Below are 22464 nucleotides of genomic sequence, written 5' to 3'. Positions count from 1 at the left end.
CCTCGGGGGCTGTCCCGGGTCAGCGCAGGTGCACCGGCAGCGTCACAAGGCGGTCACCGATGGCCACCGCCAGCCCGTCCGAGCGCAGGCGCGCACTGACCGCGGGGTCGAGCACCGGCAGCAGCTCGGCGTCGGCGCGCGGGGACAGCGCGGCGAACCGTTCGTCGCAGTCCGGGACGACGGTACGCCGGACCGGGCCGTACCGCCGGTCCTCGACCGTCAGGAAGCCGGGCCCCCGGCGCAGCCGCAGGCCGACCCTGCCGGGGCGCCGCCACGTGAAGCGACCGGTCTGGCCGACGTACGGTGCGCTGAGGTGGCGGACCAGTTCGTGCGGGATGCCACGGACCGATCCCCGCCACCGGATCGCCAGCCCGAGACGGGCCGACTCCCGCAGCAACGCCACGAATGCCGCCGCGCCCGCGTCACCGTCCGGCGTCACCTCCACCGGCTCGCCGACGAGCACGCCACGCCTTCCCTCCCGGGCGGCGGCTTCGAGGTCGGCCACGCGGCGGCCCAGATGCGACGGCCATTCGATCCACATCGGACTGGTCAGGGCCGGCGCGGCGCCCGTGCCGAGGATTCCGCTCATCAGTACGCCAATCCCGTGGCCAGCGCGACATGGACGTCGCCGTCCTGGAAGACCAGACCCTGCTCGCGCCATCGCGCCGCCAACTCCGCCAACCGGTCGGGGCTCAGGGAGGTACCGGCCTCCCGCGCGATCCTGGTCAGGGCGGCGAGGCTGTGCCCCTTGAGCAGATGCCGGTACACGGCCGCCTCCTCCGCGTCGAGCAGGTGCTCCGCCGTGTGCCCGGACCGCCGCTGGTCGACCAGGATCAGGCCGTCGCCGGCCAGGTCGAACGCGGCCAGGGCACGCCCGGACGCTCCCGACCACTCGGCGACCGTCTTCGCCAGCCGCTCCACCGGCTCGCCGACCAGCCCGCTGTCGCGGCTCTGGAACAGGTACACGAGGTCGGCCAGCTCCCCGAGCGGCAGATCGTAGACGAGTCGGTACGCCGGCGCGGGCCCCTCGTTGACCATGCCGAGCCCCGGATCGTTGAAGAAGGGGCTGAACCTCGTCAACGCCACGCGCGAGGCGCCCTGCGGCGGCGGCAGGTGCACCAGGTGCGGCATCTGGTCGAAGACGGGCGCGTAGTCGTCCGGTGTCTCGCCCGGGAAACCGTACAGGACATTCCACTGTGGATGAATGCCCACGGTCACGCAGTCGCGCAGGAAGCGGACGTTCTGCCAGCCCCGGACGCCCTTGCGCATCAGTTGCAGCACGTGTGTGCTGAGGCTCTCGATCCCGGGTTGGACGCGCAGGATGCCGGCCCGGGCGAGGGCGGCGAGTTGCTGGTACGAGAGATTCGACTTGACCTCGAAGAAGATGTCGAGGTCCCACTCCAGCGCGGTCAACGACGGCACCAGCTCGTTCAGGTAGCGCTGGTCGAGGATGTTGTCGGCGAACATCACGTCGAGGACGCGGTGCTTGCGGACCGCTCGCTTCAGCTCGTCCAGGATCCTCGTCGCGTCCTTCGCGCGAAACGCCATCAGCGTGTTGTTGAGCCCGCAGAAGGTGCAGTGGTGTTTCTGCCCCCACCAGCAGCCGCGCGCCCCTTCGAGGATGATCTTCGGGCGTACCTCGGCGCCGACCGGGCTCCGGTCCAGGGCGGCGAAGTAGTCGTCGTGCACGGCCTCCGGGATGGCGTCGGCGCCCACCCCACCGGCCTCCATCGGATTGGCCCGGGCCTCGTTCCCGCCGCGCTCGTCCCGCCAGCAGAGCCCGGCGATGTCGCGGTCGGCTACGTCAGTGGCGCCGGCGAGGCGGCGAAGCAGCAGCGGGAAGGTCCGCTCGGCCTCGCCCCGGACCACGTAGTCGATGAAGGTGAAGTTGCGATGCATCGCCGCGCCCTGTACGTCGTCGCAGTTGGCGCCGCCGAAGACGACGGCCGCCTCCGGCCGCCTCCGCTTGATCGCGCGGGCCATCGCGAACGAGGGGATGTTCTGGACGAAGGTCGTGGTGAAGCCGACCACGTCGTATCCGCCGGCGCATATGTCGTCGGCGACCGCCTCGACGAACGGGCCGGCGAGTCGATACATCTCGTCCGCCACAGCCGTGTCGCGGCCGTTCGCGGTCAACTGGCGGTGGTAGGCGGTCTGCGCGGGATCCGGCCGGTCGTACAGGGAACCGGAGAAGACCCACTCGCCGATGGCGGAGAAGTCGTTTTCGGAGATGGCCGAGTACTCACCGCTGCCGATCCGGCCGCCCGTCCGGTCGCGCAGGTACTGCGCCCACTCGATGTTGACGTACCGCACGTCCAGGCCGTCGACGAAATCGAGCCCGCGAACCAACGGAGCCAGTGTGCTCAACGCCAGCGACGGCAGGTGCAGGCCGAGCCACGGCATGCAGACGAGCAGGACCCTGAGCCGGCCGGGCGGTCGCTCGGCCGGGACGTGGTCAGCCCCGACGCGCCTCACGTCGATTCGAAGGGTCACCGTCACCGACTCCGATCCGCGGCGTACGACGCCGCCGGTTTGGACTATCGCCCGCGGCCCCGGACCCGGCGTCCACCACTCGGGGGAAGGCGGTGGCCAACCACCCGGATGGTTGGCGAGGTGATCGGTGCCCGCCTCCGCCGTCTGAGGGTGGACCAGAGGCGATCCACCGCCGGACGGATGGGTTCGAGGCTGGCGGCCGGATCTACTGGTCGCGCCGGCGGCACCACCGCTCCGGCAGTGGAAAGCATCCGCGACGGAGAAGGGAAGGAGGGCGAGCGAGCATGGCCGAAGACGCGAACATCGACGTGACCTCGGACAGCGTCGAGATCAAGGCGAAGGTGCGCCTGCCCAAGGGCTACAGCTCGGCGGTGCCGGAAGACGGCGACGTCGAGGGCCACGAGTTCGAGGAGGAGGACCCGCTCGAGCGGGCGGTGCACGTCAACGTCGGCTGTTGCAGCTGACCGGACCCGCCGCCAAGCCGTGCGGTTGGGCGAGTTGAGCTGCCGGGCGTCGGCCTCCCCATGCCCCCCGAGGGGGTGCCGGCGCCCGGCGCGAGCGCCGTCATAGCAACCACGCCAGCCCCATCGGGCGAAGACACCAGCCGTGGCAACCGGAGGCCGACAAGACGATGCTGACGAGATTTCTGATCAACCGCTCGTACGCGAAGCTCTGGGCGGCGGGCGTCGTTTCCTGGGTCGGCGACCACGTCTTCGACGTGACGGTCATCCTCTGGATCTCGACGGTCCTCGCCGCGGACCAACCGTGGGCCCCGGCGGCCGTCAGCGGTGTCCTGGCGGCCGTCGTCGTCCCGACCATCCTGATCAGCCCGATCGCGGGCGTGTACGTGGACCGCTGGGACAATCGCCGGACGATGCTCGTCAGCGACCTGCTGCGGATGGGGCTCGTCGGCGCCCTGGCCCTGCTGCCCTTCCTGCCCGACGGGACCGTGCCGCTCGGGGTCACGCTGGCCGTCATCTACGCCACCGTGTTCGTCAGCACCGCCATCTCCCGCTTTTTCACCCCCGCGCGCTTCGCGGTCGTGGCCGACGTGGTCGAACCCGAGCATCGGGCGAAGGCGTCCGGGATCGGCCAGGCGTCGATGGCCATCGCCGGCATCGTCGGGCCGCCCCTGGCCGCTCCCCTGCTCTTCGGTGTGGGGGTCGGCTGGGCACTCGTCATCAACGCGGCGTCCTTCTTCGTCTCCTTCCTCTTCCTCTACGGCGTGCGGACCCCCGCGCCCGAAGCTGGCCGGGCGGTCCCGCAGCGGCCGGGCGTGTGGTCGGAGCTGCGGGCCGGCCTCGCCGTGGTCGGCAGCAGCCGCGTCCTGGTCGCGCTCCTCGTCAGCGCCATGGTCGCCAACTTCGGCGCCTACCTGATGAACACGCTCAACGTCTTCTTCGTCACCGACAACCTCGGCGCCTCGGCCGAGTTGTACGGCTTCCTCGGCACCGCCTTCGGCGTGGGCGCGGTCGCCGGCGCGGCGCTCTCCGGGGCGGTCGGGCAGCGCCTGGGCCTCGCCCGGACGTACTGGGTCGGTCTCATCGCGACCGGCGTGCTCATGGCCCTGTACGCGCGGAGCACCACCTTCGCGGCCGGCCTGCTGCTGCTCCTCCTGCTTGCCCTGCCGCTGGCCGCCATGAACACCGTCGTCGCCCCGATCGTCATGCGCTCCGTGCCGCGTGACCTGCTCGGACGGGTCTTCGGCCTGGTGCAGCCGGCTATCCAGCTCATGTCGGTCGTCTCCATCGGAGCCGCCGGCTGGCTCTCCAGCTCGCTGCTGCGCGACCTCGACGCCGACGTGGCCGGTGTGCGTTTCGGGACGTACGACACGATCTTCCTCGGCGCCGGCATCCTGATCGCGATCTGCGGGACGTACGCGTGGCTGGCTCTTCGCGGCAGCGACGCCCCAGCCGAGGTGCGAACGGAGGCGGAGCCGAACCGGGTCGGCGCCTGATCGAAACCGGACCCACTCGGTGACGATGGTGGCCCGCCGGTTTTTGATCGAGGGGCGGCGGTCGCGCCGGCGGTTGGATACTATCGACGCCTGCCAGTGCCAGTTCCGTGCGGAATCGGCCGCTGTCCTACGGGGGGGACAATGGTGGAGATTCGTGTGCTCGGGCCGGTGGAAGTGTGGAGGGACGACCGTCAGGTCCCCCTCGCCCGCAAGCAGCAGCGACTCATCGTGGGCATCCTCGCGTTGCAGCTCAATCGCGTGGTCTCCACCGAGGCGCTCGTCGAGCACCTGTGGGGAGCGCGCCCTCCGGAGCGGGCCCGCGCCGTGCTGCAGAGCAGGATCTCCGAGTTGAGGAGCAAGCTCGGCGCGCGGGAGGAGTCCTCGGGCGAGGTCGCCCTCCGCGGCCGGGGCGACGGCTACCTCCTGACCGCGCCGGCCGCCCGGGTCGACGCCGAGCTGTTCCGGCAGATCGTGGCCGACGGGGCGCGTAGGCCCGACCAGGCCGTGCGCCAGTCACTGCGGCGCGCGCTGTCCCTCTGGCGCGGCGCGGTCCTGGGCAACGAGTTGGAGACCCCGACGGCGCTGTCGCTCATCCACCGGCTGGAGGCCGAACGGCTCGCCGCGTACGAAGCGCTCTTCGACGTCGAGCTCCGGCTCGGGCTGCACCGACGGATCGCGGACGACGTCCTCCACCTCGCCGCCCGCCATCCCACCCGGGAGCGCCTGGTCGAGCAGGCGATGACCGCACTGCGCTCGGTCGGGCGCTCCTCCGACGCGCTGGAGCTGTACGAGCGGTGCCGGCGTACCCTCGCCGACGCCCTCGGCACCAGGCCGGCCTCTGCCTTGCGCGAGCTTCACCTGCTGATTCTGCGGGACGAGCGAGAGGTCTCCGGCCCGCTGACGGCCATCGAGCCCAACGCGCTTCCGGTCGCGCCCGCACCGCAGTACGTCCCGCAGAACCTTCCACCGGACATCGCCGACTTCACGGGGCGCGAGACGGCGATGGCCGCCCTGGCCGACTGGCTGCTCGGCGGGCGCGGCAACGCGGCTCCCGTCGTCGTGGTCACCGGCCCCGCCGGCGTCGGCAAGACGGCCCTGTCCGTCCACGCGGCGCACGCCTTCAGCCACGAGTTCCCCGACGGGCAGCTCTTCGTCAACCTGCACGGCTTCGACACCGAGCAGCCCGTGGAGCCGATGGACGTGCTCGGGCGCTTCCTGCGCCTGCTCGGCATCACCGGTTCGGCCGTACCGACGACGCTGGAGGAACGCGTCGACCTCTACCGGTCGCTGCTCTGGCGCCGGCGTGTGGTCATCGTGCTCGACAACGCGGCCGGCGGCGAGCAGGTCATGCCGCTGATACCCGCCGGTCCCGGCTGCGCCGTGATCGTCACCGGGCGCCACCCCATCGGCGCGGTCATCGGCGCCGGCATCATCCGCCTCAACGTGATGGAGGCCGCCGAGGCCGCACAGTTGCTGCGTGCCACGGCGGGCGCGGCAAGGCTCAGCGGCGAGGCGGGCTCGGCGGCCGAGCTCGTCCGCCGCTGCGGCGGGCTGCCGCTGGCCATCCGGATCGCGGCCGCGCTGCTCGCGGCCAAGCCACATTGGACCGTCGCCAAGCTCGTCGACCGCCTCGACGACGAGCAGACCCGGCTCGACCGCTTCGCATACGGCAACCTCGACGTCCGCGCGAGCATCGGTCTGAGCTACCGCGGGCTCAGCCGTAACGCACAACGCCTGATCAACCACTTCGGCGACCTGGACGTGCCCGACATCCCGGTCTGGCTCGGCGCCGCCCTGCTGGACACCGACCTCGACACGGCGGAAGAGGCGTTCGAGGAGCTTGTCGACGCCCAGCTCCTCGACCACGCCACCGATGGGATCACCGGCCCTCGCTTCGCGATGCACAACCTGGTCCGGCTCGTCGCCCGCGAGCACTGCCACGCGATCGAAGCCCCGCACGCGCGGCGGGAGGCCCGAGCGCGGGCCCGGGCAGCGTACCTCCGCCTCGCCGAGATGGCGCTCCGGGCCGTTCACGGCCCCGACCTGCTGAGAGTGCGGAGCAAGGCGGCACGGTGGCCGGTCGCCGACGAGATCGAGCGGGCGGTCCGCCGCGATCCCCTGGGCTGGTTCGAACGCGAGCGGATCAACCTCGAACAGATGGTCCAGCTCGCCGCAACCGAGGGCGGCTCCGCCGAGTGCTGGGACCTCGCCTGTACGCTGTCGCCGCTCTACCCGATGCGCCACTACGCCGATGGCTGGGAACGCATGCTCGCCAAGGCGCTGGAGCGCACGCTCCAGGCCGGCGACATCCGCGGCCAGGCCGCCGTCCTGTGCCGGACCGCCGAGCTGTACGGATACCGGAACGAGTACGACCGCAGCCTGAAGTACCTGCTACGAGCGGCAGCGCTGTTCGAACGTGCCGGCGACCGGTACGGGCGTGCCACCGCGACGACGCTGGCCGGGAGCGCCGCCAGGATGTTGGGGCGACTCGGCGACGCCGTCCGGCGGTGCGCGAGCGCACTTCCCGACCTGGTCGAAGGGGGCGACTTCGGCGGCGCCGCGTACACGCTGCGAAACATGGCCCAGATCGCCATGCAAAATGGCGAGCTCGACGAGGCCGACGCCCTGTTCGAGCGGGCCCTGACCTACTGCCGTCAGATCCCGGAGGCCAGGAGGAGCATCGCCCAGGTGCTCTTCTGGCAGGGAATGCTCCGCCTCGACCAGCGCCGGTACCAGGAGGCCGAGGCGGCCTTCGCCGAGGTGTACGCGATGACCATCGAACTCGGCGACCTCCCCGGCCAGGCGCAGGCGGTCCGCGGCCTGGGCCTGCTGCGTCAGCGCGAGGGACGCTACGACGAGGCCCGGCACCTCCTGCACCGGGCACTGGAAATGGCTCGGCAACCACACGAGTCGATCATCGAGATATCGATCCAGCGCGAGGTCGCGCTGCTGGAGACCGCCTCCGCCGGGCCGGCGTGATCCGCCAGCCGGTGCTCGGCGGAAAACGCGACCCAGCCCCGGTGCGGCGTGGTCGTGGTCAGGGAAGCCGGTCGCGTTGGGCGGTCCACCGCGCCAGCTCGGCGGCGAGGACCGGGTCGGTCAACCGGTCGCCGAGCGGGGCGCAGGCGGAGACCAGGTTCTTGGCTCGCCGCAGGGCGAGGATCTGGGGCCTGGGCAGTGTCCTCCAGTCATGCGCCTGCTTCAGCGCCACGTCGAACGGAAGCTCGATGTGTGCGAGACACGCCTTGACGATCTCGTCGGCGTCGAAGAGGCCCCGCCCTCGTTCGCCCAGGAAGGCCGCGAGGTTGGCGACTCGGATGGCCCCGTCGAGCGGGCTCGTCACCGCCAGGTCGACCGCCTCGTCCGTCACCGCCTTCACGACCGACGCGTAGGCGCGTCTGGCCTGGTCGTCCTCGGCGCGGTACACCTCGTGCAGCGCGCGCGTGGCCAGGCCCTCCCACCAGAAGGCGCGACCGTTTCCCGGGCCCGGTTGGTTTTCCCGCAACCATCGCCGGATCTCGCTCTGGCTCTTCTCACCGAGGCCCCTCAGGCCTTCGGCGTCAGCGCTCCGCATAGTGGATGCTCCCGGGCGGGAAGTCGATTCCGGCGTCGTGGAAGACCTGGACCGCGAAGTCGAGGCTGGCGTCGGACGGCATGAAGTGTCCACTGTGGTTGGTTATCTCCACGCCGATGTACAGGCCGCCACCACCTGCTATCTCCGCCTCGCCCGCGGCCAGCACATTGGCACCCCTCGTCAGTGCGGGATGCGAGATCTCCTCCGCCTGAACGACCTTCGGCATGACGACGATCAACCCGTCCATGGTGATGGCCCACTTCACCCTACCCTCGTTGATCGCCTGGTCGAAGCCGGGCTGTCCCGGGCTCACCGGGCGGACTCCGAGGCTGTCGGCGAGGTCGAGCTCCGCGTCCAGCCGCTCCGGAAACTGGTTCGGGAACGGCCGGCATTCGTAGTTGTTGTGTACCAGGACCGGCGCGCCACCGGCCCGCACGTAGAACGTGTGGACGTCGGCGAGGCTGAGGTCGTACATCACCTTCGAGCCGGCGAAGGAGCGGACCGCTCCGACGGTGGCCGGTACACGCGCCGGCGTACGCAGCCGCGTACCTGGCGCGAGGTCGGACGCGTCGACCCACGCGCCGCCCGTCTCCGACCAGAACGGATGGCCGTCGGTGGTGCGCACCGTTCCTGTCGTGCCGTCGCCGTGTACGACCCGCACGTCGGTGAGCTCGACGTCCCGGTGCCGCAGCACACGCGTCACCGACTCGCCGGTGGTACGCCCGGTACGGGGATCGTTCGCGAGCACGCGGTCGCCCACCTCGATGCGGCTGATCGGGCGGTAGGTGCCGTCGGCCAGCAGGACCGGCGTGGCCGGGTCGAAGCTGTGCCGCAGGCAGGCGGTGAGCCCCAGCATGCGTATCCGGCCGAAGTTGGCCACCTGGAGTACGCCCTCCGCGCGGTTGGCGTTCCGGGCGGTCACGTAGAGCGCCCGGAGGCTCCGGAAGCCGACCGAGAGCACCCTCCCCAGGCCGGCGAGGAGCAGCGACTCGAGCGCTGCCCGGCCGAGGTTGAGCAGCGTCTCCGCCAGGGACTGGTCGCCGTTGACGAACCTGTAGAGGTTCAGCCCGACATCGCCGATGGTGATCAGACTGCCGACCGCCATCGCGCACACCACGGTGGCGACGCAGCCGGCCGCGACGACGACCGCGAGCGGGACGAAGGTGGCGGCCATCGCGTTGAGCGTCTGGACCAGGAGGGTCATCCTCAGCGTCCCGGCGAACGCCGGGTCCAGGACGCTGTGGAGGCAGTTCTGGTATCCCTGGCTGCCCTCCTGGAACACCTCACAGTAGGAGGAGTTGACGTACGCCCGGGTCGCCAGCTCGGCGGGGTCGGCGATCACGTTCGCGACGCAGTTGTCGAACCACTCACCGTCGGAGGCGCCCAGCAGCTCCTCCAGGTCGGTGGCCGGCTTCGAGGTGTACATGTCGTTGCAGGCGAGCAGCTCGGCGTTTCGGGCGAACTCGTACTCCTCGTATGCCTGCTCGGCGGCGGCGGCCGCGGCCTCGGCGTCCTGGCCGGCGGCGACCGCCGAGTCGTAGGCGCGCTGGGCGGCGGCGTTGGCTTCGGCGGCGGCCTGGGCGGCGACCTGCTGCGACGAGACGGCCCAGGCCGCCGAACGGACGGCGCTACGGGCGGAGGCGGTGGCCCGGGTCGCGGCTTTCCTGGCCGTGTCGACCGCGGCGGCGGCCTTCTGCGCCGACTGGGCGGCCTGGTTCGCGTACCCCTGCGCCCGGCTCGCGTACCCGGCCGCTTTCTGGGCCGACGCGGCCGCCTGGTTCGCGTACGCCGCGGCCTGTTCCGCGTCACCGCGCGCCTGCGCCGCGACGGCGTTCGCCTCCAGCGCGTTCTGCACCGCGGTCTCGGCGACCTGATTGATCTTCTCCAGCAGTCCACCGACCACGGCCAGGTGAACGGCGCTCTCGTAGTCGCGCTCCGCGGCCGCGTACCGGCCGGTCTCGAGGAACTCGTGCAGCGCCGTCGGTGGGCCGTCCAGCGCGACCTGGGCGGCGGCCTCGACCTCCGGACCGCTGTCCGGGTCGGCCAGGACCTGGTTGACCTGCAAGCGCTGGCCTACCGCGGCGGCGGTGTACTGGCCGGTGTCGAGGAAGTCGCGCAGGGCTCGCAGGTTTTCGGCGTCCAGCGCCTCCTGCGCCTTCTGGACCAGATACATGTTGCCGGCCGTACGCGCGGCGGCCTGGATCTGGTTCACCTTCACGCGGTCGGCCGTGTACCGGCCGGGGTAGTTCTGCGTGCGCAGGAACTGCCGCACGTCCGCGTCGCCGCCGGCGAGCGCCGCCCGCGCCGCGTCCCGCAGCGCGGTGTTGTCGGCGGTGGCCAGGTTCATCACCGCGTGGCGGTCGTCCTGGGCCGCGGCCGAGTCCAGCCCGGTGCGTACGAACGACAGCACCTGCTCGTCACTGCCACCGAGCGCGGAGAGGGCGGCCTGCCGGGTCCAGGTGCCGTGGGCGTCGGCCAGCGCGAGGGCCACGCGACGTCCGGCCGCCACCGCCGCCGCACGGGGCGTGGCCGGGTTCCGCGCCTCGGCGATCAACCCGTTGGTCTCCGCGTCCCGCCTGGCGGCCTGCTCGACATCCCAGTCGGCGACCCGTTGCTGCGCCTCGTACGCGGTGTTCGCGTCCTGGGCCGCCTCCAGGCCCTGGTCGCGAGCGACCGCCAGTCGCTCGGCGTCGGCCTGGCGGGCCGCCTCGAACACGCCGATCGCCTGGTTCGCCGCGTCGACAGCGGCCTGCGCGGCGACGGTGGCCGCCGCGGCGTTCTCGGCGGCCCGGCGGGCGGCCTCGGCCGCCTCCCCCGCGTGTTCGGCCGCCTCGATCGCCGCCCGCGCCGCGGCCTCGGCGTTGTCCGCCGCGCGGACGGCGGCGTCCCGTGCGGCGAACGCGGCGTTCCGCGCCACCTGCATGTACCGTTGCGCCGCCTGTGCCGCCCGCACCGCCCGTTCGGCGTTGGCGCGCGCCCGCTGTGCGGCCGCCACCGCCTCCGCGGCGTTCGCACCGGCCGCGTTCGCGTGTCGGACCGCTTCGTCGTTGGCCGCCGCCGCGAGGTTCGCGTTGTTCGCCGCCGACATGGCCGCGTCGACGGCGGCCATACCCGCCTCGATCGCCTGGCCCGCCTGATCCGCTTTGGACGCGAAGTCTCGCGCCCCGCGCGCGATCGCGTTCGCTTCCTCCGCCGCGGCCCGGGCGGCGGCGGCCTTGGCCTGGTCTGTCGCCGCCGCGGCGGCCGCCTTGCGTGCCTTCGCCGCCGCCTGACCCGCCAGGGACGCGGCCGCCGCTGCCCGCGCCGCCGCCGTCGCGGCTGCCCGGGCCGCCCGCGAGGCCGCGGACGCCGCCTGCACCGCCACCTTGGCCGACTGCGCCGCCTTCTCGGCGGCGACCGCGGCCCGTTTCGCGTGCGCCGCCGCCTGCTCGGTGTTCTGGCGCGCCGCCTCGGTGGCAGCCGCCGCCGCGGCGGCGGCCCGGCGCGCCGCCTCGGCCGCCTCCTTGGCCCGGGCCGCCTCCTCCTTGGCCTGCCGGGTCTCCTCGGCCGCGATCTTCCCGGCCGCCTCGGCCTGCGCCAACAGGTCGGTCAGGGTCGCGACCTCGTCGTCCCGCGCCGAGGCGACCGCCCACTCGTACTCCAGGAACTGCTCCAGGGCTTCCGGCGTGCCGGCGTCCAGCGCCTTCTGCCCCGCGGCCCGCACCTGCGGTCCACCGGTGGCCATCGCCTGGTTGACCCGCAACCGCTGGTCGGTCACCCACTGCGTCTGCCAACCGGAGTCCAGGAACGTCCGCAACAGGGCCGGGTCCTCGGAGTCCAGCGCCCGCTGTGCCACCTCCCGCACCTGCGGGCCGCCGGACGCCATCAACTGGTTCACCGACACACGGGCGTCGATGTCCGACGCCTCCTGCCATCCGCTGCCGAGGAAGGTGGAGATGGCGTCACCGTCGCCGGCTTCGGCCGCGTCCAGCGCCTGCTTCGCCGCCGCCCGGACCGCCGGCCCGCCCTCGGTGATCACTCCCACGAGCACGTCGCGCTCGTCCAGCCGCTGGGCCTCCCGCAAACCACTTTCCAGGAAGGCGCGTACCTGGTCGTCGGAGCCGACCAGCGCCGCCGCCGCCGCGGCCCGCACCTGCGCGCCACCCGCCCGCCAGGCGGAGACCACCAACCCCCGGTCGGCGGCGGTCGGCTCGCCCTCCGCGGCCCTCGCGGCACCCGCGTGCAGAAACTCGGCCAACAGCGTCAGGACGGTCAGCGCGGCGACCACGGTGGTGCGCCGGCCAGCCCGGAATCGAAGCGATCCGCCCATCGAAGGTCACTCCTCCTCGGAGGCTTGCGGAGGTTCGAAAGAGAGACGTCGGTGCCGGTTCAGCCGGTCACGGTCAGGCGCAGCAGCATCGTGGGCGAGGCGTGCGCGTCGCCCCCCAGACCCACCTGCGTGCTGCCGTCGGGGACCAGGTCGACCGTGATCTGCTCGCCGTCGTCGTCCCGCAGGTCCGCCGTCACCTCATGCCCGGTGCCGGTACGCAGGCCGTCACCACGGATCTCGAACACGCCCGGCACCTCGAGGTCGAGGAACCCGTACGGTGCCCGCACCTTGAAGCAGACCCGCCCGATCCCGTCGACCCCGATCTCCTCCTCGGTGGTGTAGACCTTCAGCAGGCCGATGTCTCCCTGCGGCGGCGTGGCGCAGTCGGCCAGCAGGATGTGCCCGTCGCCGGAGATCAGCTTGACGTTCTGCTCCGCCAGGATCTGCTCGGCGTTCGGGTACCGGTACCCCTCCACCACCGATGTGCCGAGCCCGTCCAGAGCGCGCGGTTCACCGGGGACCGCGGCGCCGGTGCCGCCCTCCCCCACGGTGACCCGCGCTCCGAGGGCGGGGGTTTCGGTGCCGGGGGTTTCGGTGCCGGGGTACAGCCACAACTTGCCCGCCTGGTCGAAGACCAGCACGTCGTTGTACGCGTCGCGGTTGAACTCGCCGACGGTGAACGTCCGCATCGTGGCCCAACCGCTGCTGCCGATCTGGACGCGGCTGCCGAGCCCGGTGGTGCCGAGGCCGGGATACAGCCACAGCTTGCCCGCGGCGTCGACGGCCAGCACGTCGTCCCGAGCGTCCTCGTCGAACTCACCGGCCGCGAGGTGCACCATCGCCGCCCAGCCCGAGCGACCGATCCGGAACGCCGGGTTGAGCTTCCCGTCGCTCCGGCCCGGATAGACCCACAGCTCCCCGGCGGCGTTGACCACCAGTACGTCGTCGTAGGCGTCCCCGTTGAAGTTGCCGATCTCCAGGTGGACCATCGTGGCCCAACCGCTGGAACCTATCTGGATGCGGCTGCCGAGCCAGGCGGCGCCCTGTCCCGGATAGACCCACAGCCTGCCATCGCGGTCGGCCGCCACCACGTCGTCATGGCTGTCGCCGGTGAACTCCCCCACGGCGATGCGGACCATGGAGGCCCAGCCGGTGCCGATCTGCACGCGGGGGCCGAACCACGCGGGCATCTCGAGCCCCGGATAGAGCCACAGGCGCCCTTCGGAGTCCATGCCGACCAGATCCGTGTGCCCGTCGCCGGTGAGGTCACCCCGCTCCGACCGCACCAGTCCGGTCGGCTGGGCAGCCACCTTCTCGTCTATCCACGCGCCGAGGTCGTGGACCCGCACCGCGGTCGCGCCGTTGCCCGTCCCGGTCTCGGTGAGGCATCCAGCCTGCGACGAGGTACTGACGAGTCCATAGAGGACGGGAGTGCCGCCGCCGAACACGGGCGCGCCCGCGTCGCCCTCGCAGAGGCTGGCGAACGGCGAGCCACTTCCGGCGATGTCATAGCTGTGCTGGCGGGCGGCCTGGACGGTGAAGGCGCCGCTGTGCAGGCGATCCGGGACCCACTCGGTGGCGGTCCGGCCGTACCCGGCGACCCGGACCTGCGCCCCCACCGCCGCCGGGCTGGCCGCGAGCGAAGCCGGGGTGACCGCCGTGACCGGGCTCGCCAGGCGGACGAGCGCCACGTCGCGATCGGGATGCGAGATGACGTCGGTGGCCCGGACGGCGTCGACGGACGGGACCGAGGCCGAGGAGCGTGGCTGCTGTCCCAGGAGGTCGGAACGGCCGACGGTGACCGTGGTCGGCCATGGCGGTGGCCCCCACCGGGTCGGCCGGCCGTCCTGGGCGAAGCACGAGGCCGCGGTCAGGACCCATCGCCGCTCCGGCATCGACGCGGTGCCGACGAGAGTGCCCGAGCACGCTCGAACGTCACCGATCCGCAGATGAGCGGCGAAACCGTAGGCGCCCGCCGCGACCGGCTCCCCGTTGGCGATGCCGTACGCGGGGGTCCCGGCCAGCAGTACGGCCACCACCAGACCGGCGCCCACCGCCACACGGTGACGTCGCTTGACCACAAAACGCATATGTGACTTCCCTAAATCGCACGGTGATCCCGTTCACCTTGCGGCAGGCCGTTTGGCTCTTCCTTGCACGCGAATTGAATGCGCAGGTCCTGACCGGATTTCCGGGTACGGCGCCGAGGTGCCGCACCGCCGGACGCGGCTACGCGGACGGGCCGCGGCCGTGCTGCCATCCGGTACGCCTGGCGTGCCTGTACTCTCCGCATAAATCGCCGACCGCGGGGGTGGGGGCCGGGCAGGAGTGATGTGGTTCCAGGTACTGGGGCCCGTGGGGGCGCACAGCGAGCGAGGGCCGGTCAGGTTTGGTCACGCTCGGCAACGGACGGTGCTGGCGGCGTTGTTGGTCGACCTGGGCGTCGGGGTCTCGATCGACGAGCTCGTGGACCGCGTGTGGGGCGAGGCCCCGCCGCAGCGCGCCCGGTTGACGTTGCACACCTACCTGTCCCGGCTGCGTGGTGTGCTCGCCGACGCGGACGGCCCGGCGCTGGTACGGCGATCTCGCGGCTACACGTTGGATGCCGACCCGGCCGCGGTCGACCTGCACCGGTTCCGTGTGATCGCGGGCGAGGCGAGGTCGCTCGGCGACGATGACCGCGCGACCGCCCTGTGGCGCGACGCGTTGGCGTTGTGGCGGGGCACCCCGTTCGCGGACCTCGACAGCGACTGGCTGCGCCAGGTGGCGGCGGCGCTGGAGGCGGAGCGGTTCGAGACCGTGTTGGACCGCAACGACGCGCTGCTGCGCCGCGGCGAGTACGCACCCCTGCTGCCGGAGTTGTCGGCCGCCGCCGCGGAGCATCCGTTGGACGAGCGGGTCGCCGGGCAACTGATGCTCGCGATGTACGGCTGTGGCCGGCAGGCGGAGGCGTTGGCCCACTACCGGGCGCTGCACGATCGCCTGGTCGACGAGGTCGGCTGCGATCCGGGGCCCGTGCTGCGCCTGCTGCACCAACGGATCCTGCGGCAGGATCCCGAACTCGCCCCGACGGTCGCCGTGAGGGCCGACCAGCACGGCGACCCGCCCGCCGCGGCGGACCGCACCGGGACTGGCGCCGCGGCGAACCCGGCCGCGCAACTACCGGCCGACGTCGTGGGGTTCACCGGGCGGACCGCGTCGTTGCACCAGCTCGACGCGTTGCTCGGCCCGGCCGACGACCCTCCGTCCACGGTGCTGATAACCGCGATCGGCGGCTACGCCGGGGTCGGAAAGACCGCGCTGGCGGTGCATTGGGCGCACCGGGTGAGGGATCGGTTTCCCGACGGACAGGTGTATCTGAACCTGCGTGGCTTCGACCCAGGCGGCCAGGTGGTGAGCCCGGCGGAGGCGCTGCGGACGCTGCTGGAGCTGTTGCGGGTGCCGCCGGACCGGATCCCGACCAGTACGCAGGCCCAGGCCGGGCTGTACCGCGACCGGGTGGCCGGCCGGCGGATGCTGGTGGTCCTCGACAATGCCCGCGACGCCGCCCAGGTACGGCCGCTCCTGCCCGGCTCGGCCGGCAGCATGGTGGTGGTGACCAGCCGCGATCAGCTCGCTGGCCTGGTCGCCGCCGACGGCGCTCGCCCGGTGCGGCTGGACGTGCTCGACGAGGCCGAGTCGCGACAGTTGCTGGTCGGTCGGCTTGGCGCCGAGAGGGTGACGGCCGAACCGGAGGCCGTGGACCGGATCGTCCAGGCTTGTGCCGGGCTGCCGTTGGCGTTGGCGATGGTCGCGGCCCGCGCCGCTACGAATCCCGGCTTCCGGTTGGCGGCGTTCGCCGGCGAGCTGGCCGACATGCAGGGCCGGCTGGACGCGTTGGCCAGCCACGACGTGGCCACCGACGTACGGGCGGTGTTCTCCTGGTCGTACGAGGCGTTGACCCCGCCGGCGGCGAGGCTGTTCCGGCAGCTCGGCCTGCACCCCGGCCCCGACCTCGGCACGGCCGCCGCCGCCAGCCTCGCCGGCCTGCCGGTGCCGGCCGTGCGCCGTACGCTGGCCGAGCTCACCGCGGCGCACCTGCTCACCGAGCACGCGCCCGGCCGGTACGCCTTCCACGACCTGTTGCGCGCCTACGCCGCCGAGTTGGGGCGCGCCACCGACACCGAGCCCGAGCGGCGTGCCGCGCGGCATCGGATGCTCGACCACTACCTGCACTCCGTGCACGCCGCGGACCGGTGGCTGCCCGACATCCGGGACAAGGTCACGCCGCCGCCGGCGCAGGATGGTGTGGCCACGGCGACCTTCGCCGGCAACACCGAGGCGCGGGCATGGCTGACCACCGAGCTGCCCGTGCTGCTGGCGGTCGTCGACCAGCACCGCGACGGCGACTTCGACCACCACATCCAGCAGTTGTGCTGGCTGCTGGTCACCTTCCTGGGCTGGCTCGGGCGCTGGCCGGACCTGGTCACCGTGCAGCGAGCGGCGCTGGAGGCCACTCGCCGCCGCGGCGATGTCCTCGGGCAGGCGGACATCCACCGCAACCTCGCGCACGCCTCGTTTCAGATGGGCCTTCGTGACGAGGCCGACGCGCACCTCGAACAGGCCCTCCGCCTCTACCGGGAGGCCGGTGAGAACACCAGCCACATCCGCGCGCAGCTCTACCGGGCCTGGCTGGCGGGACAGGAGGGCCTTTACGCCGACGCCCTGCGGATCGCCCAGCTGTCGCTCGAAGCGGCCACCGAGGCCGGCCACCGGGTCCTGCAGGCGGTGGCCCGCACCGCCGTCGGTTGGTACCACACCGTGCTGGGCGACCATGAGCAGGCCATCGTCGACTGTGAACAGGCACTGGTCGAGCTGGCCGAGGTCAACGAACTGTCCAACATGGCCGACGTGTGGGACAGCCTCGGCCACGCACACCTCAAACTCGGACGGTACCGGGAGGCCATCGACTACTATCAGCGGGCCGTCGAGCGGTGCCGCGAGTTCGGCAACCGCCACATGGAAGCCCTGAAGCTGATCCACCTCGGCGAGGCGCACCAGGCCGCCGGTGACGACGAGGCCACGCGAACAAGCTGGCGGCAGGCGCTGGCGATCCTCGACGAGGTCGGCCACCGGGACGCCGACGACCTACGTTCGCGGTTGGGGTCTCTCCGGTTGGGATCTCTCCGGTTGGGGTCTCTCCATGAGGGCATGGCCGGCCCGCGGCGCCACTGACTCCGTGGTCGGGCCGGCCGGCGTCAGATGGAGTAGCCGCCGTCGACGTTGACGGTCTGGCCGGTGATGTACGCGGCGCGGTCCGACATGAGGAACTCGATCGTCTCCGCGATCTCGTCGCTCGTGCCCGCCCGCCGGAGGGGGATCCGCTCATGGGCTCGGGCGAGGTACTCGTCGGTGTAGTAGCCGCTCCTTCGCAGGTAGTCGAACATCCCGTCGCTGAGGTGCCCGACGCCGACCATGTTGCAGCGGATTCCGTAGCGCCCCTCCTCCAGGGCCACCGAGCGCACCAACTGCTCCAGCGCCGCCTTCGGCATCGTCGACAGCACGTCGCGGACGGTGCCGCGCGTGACCGCGGGCGTTCCGACCACCACGATCGGCCCACCGCCGGCGGCCCGCAGGGGGTGGAGAGCCGCCGCGACCAGGTGGAAGCCGGCCACCGCGTCGGTGGTCATCTGCTCGGCGACCATCGCCGGGGTGATCGTGCTGACGTACTCCATCGGGATGGCCGGGCCGGCGGCGTACACCACGCCCGCGAGGCCGCGCCCGGCGACGTCGGCCACCACCGCGCCGACCCGCTCCGCGTCCGCGAGGTCGACCTGGAACACCTCGGCTTCGACACCGGCGGCACGCACGGCGTCGGCGACCTCCGCGGCCTTCGCGTGGTTCGACCGGTACAGCACCGCGACGTGCCATCCGGCCGCGGCGAGTCGCCGGCTCGTGGCCGCCCCGACGCCACCGGAGGCGCCGGCGACGACCGCCCATCGCCCGGCGGGCGCGCTCATGACGGCATCACCGCCGGGGCACTGGCCCGCTCCCCCGCCAAGGTCGGGAGGGCCGCGTCGAGGTCGTCGGCGGTGGGTACGCCGTCGAACCGCACGGGCTCCGTCTCATGCAGCACGAAACGGCTGTACGCGCCGTTGGCGATGCCGAAGACCGCGCCCGTCTCGGCGGCCCCCGCGAGGCAGGTCACCATCCGCGCCACGTAGGCCGGGTCGAAGTCGGCCACGGCGTCGCGGAGCTGGTCGTTGGCGAGCGCCGACAGCCGGGTCGTCGCGATCGGCGCGATCACGTTCACCCGTACTCCGTCGCGGCGCCCCTCGTGCGCCAGAGTGCGGGCCAGGCCGACGATGCCGGCCTTGGCGGCCGCGTAGTTCGACTGGCCGAACTGTCCCAGCAGGCCCGCGTGCGACGTGGTGAACACCAGAGCCCCCGCGTTTGTCCGCAACTCGCGCCAGAACGCCCGCGCGACGTAGAAGCCTCCGGCCAGATGGACGTCGAGCACGGTGGTCCACTCCTCGTCCGACATCTTGCCGATCGTCCGGTCGCGCAGGAAGCCGGCGTTGTTGACCACGATGTCGACCCGTCCGAAGGCGTCGAGTGCCGTGCGGAGGATCCCGGCCGCTCCGCCGGGCGTCGCCACCGAGTCGCGGTTGGCCACGGCACGGCGCCCGAGCGCCCGCACCGCGCGGACCACCTCGTCGAGCGGTGAGGTCTCGCCGGCAGGGTCGCCGGACGGCGAGAGGTTGACATCGTTGACGACGACGTCGGCGCCGTGCGCCGCCAGGTCGAGCGCGTGGGCACGTCCCAGTCCGCGCCCGGCCCCGGTGACGACCGCGACCTTGCCTTCGAGCCGGGTCATGCGCGGACGCTCTCGCGCCGACCCATGAGGCCGTCCGGCTTGACGACCAGCACCAGCAGCAGGAGCCCGCCGACGATGGCGCCGCGGAACGGGCCGAAGCCGAGCTGTGTGATGAACACTTCGAGGATCGAGATGAGGATCGCGGCGACGGCGGTACCGACGACGTTGCCGTAGCCGCCGAGGATCGACACGATGAATCCGATCAGGAGGAACGGCAGGCCCATCGTGAAGGTCACCGTCGAGGTGTGGATGCCGATGAGCATGCCGCCCAGACCCGCGAGCCCGCCCGCCAGCGCGAACGCGCTCAGTGAGACGAGCCCGACCGGCACGCCGAGGTCGCGCGTCACCTGTGGGGCGAATCCGACGGCCCTGATCGAGATGCCCATCCGGGTACGGCTCAGGAAGATGGCGACCAGCACCACGGCGACGGCCGCGCTGATCGCGATGAGCCCTCCGGTGACCGTGAAGCGCAGGCCGAACAGCGCGTGCCCGCCGTTCAACGCGTCGCTGGACGGCGCGACGTTCGCTCCCCCGGTCAGGATGCGGGCGATCCCCTCGAGCACGAAGAGCGCGCCGAGACCGCTGAGCACGCCGGCCAACTGCCCTTCCATGCCGTGGCTGCTGCGCCGGCGCAGTGGGGCGTACGCCACCAGCTCCACGGCCATCGCGAGCACGACACCGGTGCTGATCGCCACGGCGAAGCCGACCGCGAGGTTGGTGGCGTCGGCGGCGAACGACCCGAGGATCGCGGCCATCGTGAACACGCCCGCGTGAGCGACGTTGAGCACGCGCAGGTTACCCATGAGCAGGGCGAAGCCGACCCCGAACAGAGTGTAGACGCCCGCCTGAGCCATCGCGTTGACGATCTGTTGGACGAAGACCATGCCGAATCACTCCTTGGGGCCGAAAGCCCGTACGGCGTTCATGCGTAGACGACTTCCTGGAGGTGCTCGGCCAGCCGCGGCTCGTCCGGGGCCCAGGGACCGACGATGCGTCCGTCCCGCAACCCGGCGACCCGCGTGCAGAGCCGGGCGAGTCCCGGGCTGAGCTTCTCGTCGCTGATGAGCGCGATACGGTCATCGGCCGCCAGCAGCCCCAGCGCCTCGTGGACCGCCGCGACGGTCAGCGGATCGAGCCCGAGCGAGGGCTCGTCCACCAGCAGCACGCGCGGGTCGGACACGAGCGCCAGTGCGATGCCGAGCTTGCGCTGCTCGCCGCCGGACAGCAGCCCGGCGCGGACGTTCCACCGGCCACGCAGCTCCGGGAAGATGTCCAGGACGTCGGCCTCGTCGCCGGACCTGCGCGGCGCCCATCCCTTCGCCATCCGTACGTTCTCGGCGACCGTCAGCTCGGCGATCGACGCGTGGCGCTCCGGGACCAGCGAGATCCCGTGCCTCCTCGCGCGGTACGGGGACGCGTCCCGCCCACCGACGCGGTGGCCGTTCACCATGATCGTCCCGCGGTGCCCGATCGAGCCGGCGATGGCGCGCAGCAGTGACGTGCGGCCGCTTCCGTTCCGGCCGATCAGCGCCATGAACGTGCCCGTCTCGAGGACCAGGTCGACGTCGCGCACGACGTCGCTGCCTCCTCCGTAGCTGACCGAAAGGCCACGCAGTTCGAGCGTCATGAGGCCGTCTCCTCCGCTGGGTTGCCGAGGTAGGACCGGCGTGCGACCTCGGAGTTCCGTACCTCGTCCCGCGTCCCGTCCAGCAGCAGCTCGCCCTGGACCATCAGGCAGGCCCGCGTCACGACCGACAGCACGAACGGGGCGTTGTGGTCGACGAGGACGATCGAGCGCAGCGGCGAGCGCATCCGGTGCAGCGCCGTTTCGAACAGCTCGATCTCGTGCTCGCCGAGGCCGGCGAGCGGCTCGTCGAGCAGGACCAGCTTCGGGTCGGACACGAGGACCCGTGCGACCTCCACCAGGCGCTGCACCCCGGCGGGCAGATCGCGTGCCATGACCTGCGCCCACCGCGTCAGCCCGTACTCGTCGAGGACCGCCCGTACCCGGCCGAGGTCCCGCGCCCGGCCGGGTCGCGGCATCGCGACGTTGTCGAAGACCGACAGCGTCGGCACCAGCCGGATCCGCTGGAAGGTGCGGCCGACGCCGCGACGCGCCCGCTCCCAGGCGGGTACCCCGGTCACGTCGCCGCCGTCGAACGTGACCGAGCCGTGGTCGATGTCGATCGCGCCGGCGACCGCGTCGATCAGGGTCGACTTCCCGGCCCCGTTGGGGCCCAGCAGGCCGACGACCTCGCCGGGGTCCACCGCGAGCGAGACGCCGGACAGCGCACGGACCCCGCCGTAGGACTTGGACACCTCATGAATCCGCAACATGCTCGCTCCGTTTGTCGACGGCGGACGGCGCCGGTGCGGTGGTCTCCGGCACTGGGGGCACCTTCACCCGCGGGCCGGCGACGCGTCGCCACGCGGTGCCGACGAGCGAGGTGATTCCGCGCGGTGCGAGGAGGGCGAACGCGATCACGATCAGGCCGGCCACGATGTCGCGGTACGCGGCGACCTCGCGGGTCAGCTCCCCGACCAGGTACATCACCACGGTGCCGACCAACGGTCCCACCGGGTTGCCGAATCCGCCGACCACGGCGGACGCGATCACGTCCAACTGGTTGTGGAGGCCGATGACGTTCGGGTCGATGAAGCCGTACCAGACGGCGAACCACGACCCTCCCGCGGCCGTCAGCGCCCCCGAGATGGTCAGCACGAGAAGCCGGACCCGCGCCGGCCGGATCCCGAGCGACTCGGCCGCGAACGGCTCGCGTCCGACGATGTCGAGCACGTGCCCCCACCGCCGGCGCTCGACCAGCACCATGGCGGCGGTGATGACGACGATCATCGTCGTGGGGATCCAGGCGTCGACCACAACCGGGATGCCGGCCAGGCCGACGGCTCCCCCGGTGAAGTCGGTCATGCCCGTCGCCAGGCTGGCGAGGACCATCAGCAGCACGATCGTGCCGATGGCGAGGAAGTGCTCGTTGAGACGCCGCAGGACGTAGCCCATGACGAAGGCGAGCAGCGCACCGAGCGCCGCGGCGGCGAGCGTGGCGGGCAACCAGTGCACCCCGGCCCTGATCATCAGGATCGGACCCGCGTAGGCGCCGAACAGGCCGAAGGCCAGGTTGCCGAGCGCGAACACACCGGCCCGCAGGCAGATGGACAGACCGACGGCCCACAGCATCTGCGCCGCGATCAGTCCGCTTGCGATGTTCCAGTCCATCGGTCCTCCTCCTCAGACGGCCGGTGGGGGGTCATCGGCC

15 protein-coding genes are annotated in these 22464 nt (G+C 72.2%); 4 read left to right on the top strand and 11 right to left on the bottom strand.

The genetic code is table 11. The features are described 5' to 3' along the window. Nucleotides 1–19: 19 nt before the first annotated feature. Nucleotides 20–589: a DUF5825 family protein gene (locus ACFFIA_RS19195; RefSeq protein ID WP_377252849.1), complete on the bottom strand. Its 570-nt coding sequence runs from the start codon at nt 587–589 to the stop codon at nt 20–22. Then, the gene (locus ACFFIA_RS19190; protein ID WP_377252848.1) at nt 589–2475 is read right to left on the bottom strand and encodes a RiPP maturation radical SAM C-methyltransferase; all 1887 of its coding nucleotides are present in this window, start codon (nt 2473–2475) and stop codon (nt 589–591) included. Before ACFFIA_RS19190 ends, ACFFIA_RS19195 begins: the two co-directional genes overlap by 1 nt. Before the next feature lie 302 nt (nt 2476–2777). Between ACFFIA_RS19190 and ACFFIA_RS19185 the strand changes: the two genes are divergently transcribed. The 3 genes from ACFFIA_RS19185 to ACFFIA_RS19175 all read left to right on the top strand — a co-directional run bounded on the left by ACFFIA_RS19185 (nt 2778) and on the right by ACFFIA_RS19175 (nt 7429). After that, nucleotides 2778–2957: a hypothetical protein gene (locus ACFFIA_RS19185; protein ID WP_377252847.1), complete on the top strand. Its 180-nt coding sequence runs from the start codon at nt 2778–2780 to the stop codon at nt 2955–2957. A 167-nt stretch (nt 2958–3124) separates the two neighbouring features. Next, the gene (locus tag ACFFIA_RS19180; protein WP_377252846.1) at nt 3125–4450 is read left to right on the top strand and encodes an MFS transporter; all 1326 of its coding nucleotides are present in this window, start codon (nt 3125–3127) and stop codon (nt 4448–4450) included. Nucleotides 4451–4591: 141 nt separating this feature from the next. Next, complete coding sequence (locus ACFFIA_RS19175) at nt 4592–7429, top strand: AfsR/SARP family transcriptional regulator (RefSeq protein WP_377252845.1); 2838 nt, start codon at nt 4592–4594, stop codon at nt 7427–7429. Nucleotides 7430–7487: 58 nt separating this feature from the next. Here the strand turns inward: ACFFIA_RS19175 and ACFFIA_RS19170 are convergent, their stop codons facing one another. The 3 genes from ACFFIA_RS19170 to ACFFIA_RS19160 are packed head-to-tail and all read right to left on the bottom strand — an operon-like array spanning nt 7488 to nt 14387. Then, nucleotides 7488–8024, bottom strand: a complete 537-nt coding sequence (locus ACFFIA_RS19170; RefSeq protein ID WP_377252844.1) for a hypothetical protein — start codon at nt 8022–8024, stop codon at nt 7488–7490. Then, the gene (locus tag ACFFIA_RS19165; RefSeq protein WP_377252842.1) at nt 8011–12333 is read right to left on the bottom strand and encodes a polymorphic toxin-type HINT domain-containing protein; all 4323 of its coding nucleotides are present in this window, start codon (nt 12331–12333) and stop codon (nt 8011–8013) included. Before ACFFIA_RS19165 ends, ACFFIA_RS19170 begins: the two co-directional genes overlap by 14 nt. Before the next feature lie 59 nt (nt 12334–12392). Next, on the bottom strand, nt 12393–14387 hold the full coding sequence (locus ACFFIA_RS19160) for an FG-GAP-like repeat-containing protein (protein ID WP_377252841.1): 1995 nt from the start codon (nt 14385–14387) through the stop codon (nt 12393–12395). Nucleotides 14388–14757: 370 nt separating this feature from the next. Between ACFFIA_RS19160 and ACFFIA_RS19155 the strand changes: the two genes are divergently transcribed. After that, on the top strand, nt 14758–17547 hold the full coding sequence (locus ACFFIA_RS19155) for an AfsR/SARP family transcriptional regulator (RefSeq protein WP_377252840.1): 2790 nt from the start codon (nt 14758–14760) through the stop codon (nt 17545–17547). Between the two features lie 23 nt (nt 17548–17570). Here ACFFIA_RS19155 and ACFFIA_RS19150 read toward each other — a convergent pair whose 3' ends face one another. The 6 genes from ACFFIA_RS19150 to ACFFIA_RS19125 are packed head-to-tail and all read right to left on the bottom strand — an operon-like array spanning nt 17571 to nt 22424. Then, a complete protein-coding gene (locus tag ACFFIA_RS19150) occupies nt 17571–18332 on the bottom strand; it encodes an SDR family NAD(P)-dependent oxidoreductase (protein ID WP_377252839.1) in 762 nt (253 codons plus the stop codon). Continuing rightward, entirely contained in the window at nt 18329–19189 is an 861-nt protein-coding gene (locus ACFFIA_RS19145) for an SDR family NAD(P)-dependent oxidoreductase (RefSeq protein ID WP_377252838.1), read from the bottom strand. Before ACFFIA_RS19145 ends, ACFFIA_RS19150 begins: the two co-directional genes overlap by 4 nt. Further along, nucleotides 19186–20073 (bottom strand): branched-chain amino acid ABC transporter permease, encoded by an 888-nt coding sequence (locus ACFFIA_RS19140; protein ID WP_377252837.1) that lies wholly within the window; start codon nt 20071–20073, stop codon nt 19186–19188. Before ACFFIA_RS19140 ends, ACFFIA_RS19145 begins: the two co-directional genes overlap by 4 nt. 38 nt (nt 20074–20111) lie before the next feature. Further along, nucleotides 20112–20816 carry an ATP-binding cassette domain-containing protein gene (locus ACFFIA_RS19135; protein WP_377252836.1) on the bottom strand — a complete coding sequence of 235 codons (705 nt, stop codon included), beginning with the start codon at nt 20814–20816 and terminating at the stop codon, nt 20112–20114. Beyond that, nucleotides 20813–21526 carry an ABC transporter ATP-binding protein gene (locus tag ACFFIA_RS19130; protein ID WP_377252835.1) on the bottom strand — a complete coding sequence of 238 codons (714 nt, stop codon included), beginning with the start codon at nt 21524–21526 and terminating at the stop codon, nt 20813–20815. Before ACFFIA_RS19130 ends, ACFFIA_RS19135 begins: the two co-directional genes overlap by 4 nt. Next, a complete protein-coding gene (locus ACFFIA_RS19125; protein ID WP_377252834.1) occupies nt 21510–22424 on the bottom strand; it encodes a branched-chain amino acid ABC transporter permease in 915 nt (304 codons plus the stop codon). Before ACFFIA_RS19125 ends, ACFFIA_RS19130 begins: the two co-directional genes overlap by 17 nt. Nucleotides 22425–22464 lie beyond the last annotated feature (40 nt).

Origin of the sequence: Phytohabitans kaempferiae (genome assembly GCF_042433955.1) — a bacterium.
Lineage (GTDB): Bacteria > Actinomycetota > Actinomycetes > Mycobacteriales > Micromonosporaceae > Phytohabitans > Phytohabitans kaempferiae.
This window is presented reverse-complemented; position numbering and strand designations above follow the sequence as displayed.

What these genes read in the sequence shown, in the direction of transcription:
- ACFFIA_RS19195 (WP_377252849.1), bottom strand. Translation starts at nt 589, where the DNA reads ATGAGCGGAATCCTCGGCACGGGCGCCGCGCCGGCCCTGACCAGTCCG.
- ACFFIA_RS19185 (WP_377252847.1), top strand. Translation starts at nt 2,778, where the DNA reads ATGGCCGAAGACGCGAACATCGACGTGACCTCGGACAGCGTCGAGATC.
- ACFFIA_RS19180 (WP_377252846.1), top strand. Translation starts at nt 3,125, where the DNA reads ATGCTGACGAGATTTCTGATCAACCGCTCGTACGCGAAGCTCTGGGCG.
- ACFFIA_RS19175 (WP_377252845.1), top strand. Translation starts at nt 4,592, where the DNA reads ATGGTGGAGATTCGTGTGCTCGGGCCGGTGGAAGTGTGGAGGGACGAC.
- ACFFIA_RS19170 (WP_377252844.1), bottom strand. Translation starts at nt 8,024, where the DNA reads ATGCGGAGCGCTGACGCCGAAGGCCTGAGGGGCCTCGGTGAGAAGAGC.
- ACFFIA_RS19165 (WP_377252842.1), bottom strand. Translation starts at nt 12,333, where the DNA reads ATGGGCGGATCGCTTCGATTCCGGGCTGGCCGGCGCACCACCGTGGTC.
- ACFFIA_RS19150 (WP_377252839.1), bottom strand. Translation starts at nt 18,332, where the DNA reads ATGAGCGCGCCCGCCGGGCGATGGGCGGTCGTCGCCGGCGCCTCCGGT.
- ACFFIA_RS19145 (WP_377252838.1), bottom strand. Translation starts at nt 19,189, where the DNA reads ATGACCCGGCTCGAAGGCAAGGTCGCGGTCGTCACCGGGGCCGGGCGC.
- ACFFIA_RS19140 (WP_377252837.1), bottom strand. Translation starts at nt 20,073, where the DNA reads ATGGTCTTCGTCCAACAGATCGTCAACGCGATGGCTCAGGCGGGCGTC.
- ACFFIA_RS19135 (WP_377252836.1), bottom strand. Translation starts at nt 20,816, where the DNA reads ATGACGCTCGAACTGCGTGGCCTTTCGGTCAGCTACGGAGGAGGCAGC.
- ACFFIA_RS19130 (WP_377252835.1), bottom strand. Translation starts at nt 21,526, where the DNA reads ATGTTGCGGATTCATGAGGTGTCCAAGTCCTACGGCGGGGTCCGTGCG.
- ACFFIA_RS19125 (WP_377252834.1), bottom strand. Translation starts at nt 22,424, where the DNA reads ATGGACTGGAACATCGCAAGCGGACTGATCGCGGCGCAGATGCTGTGG.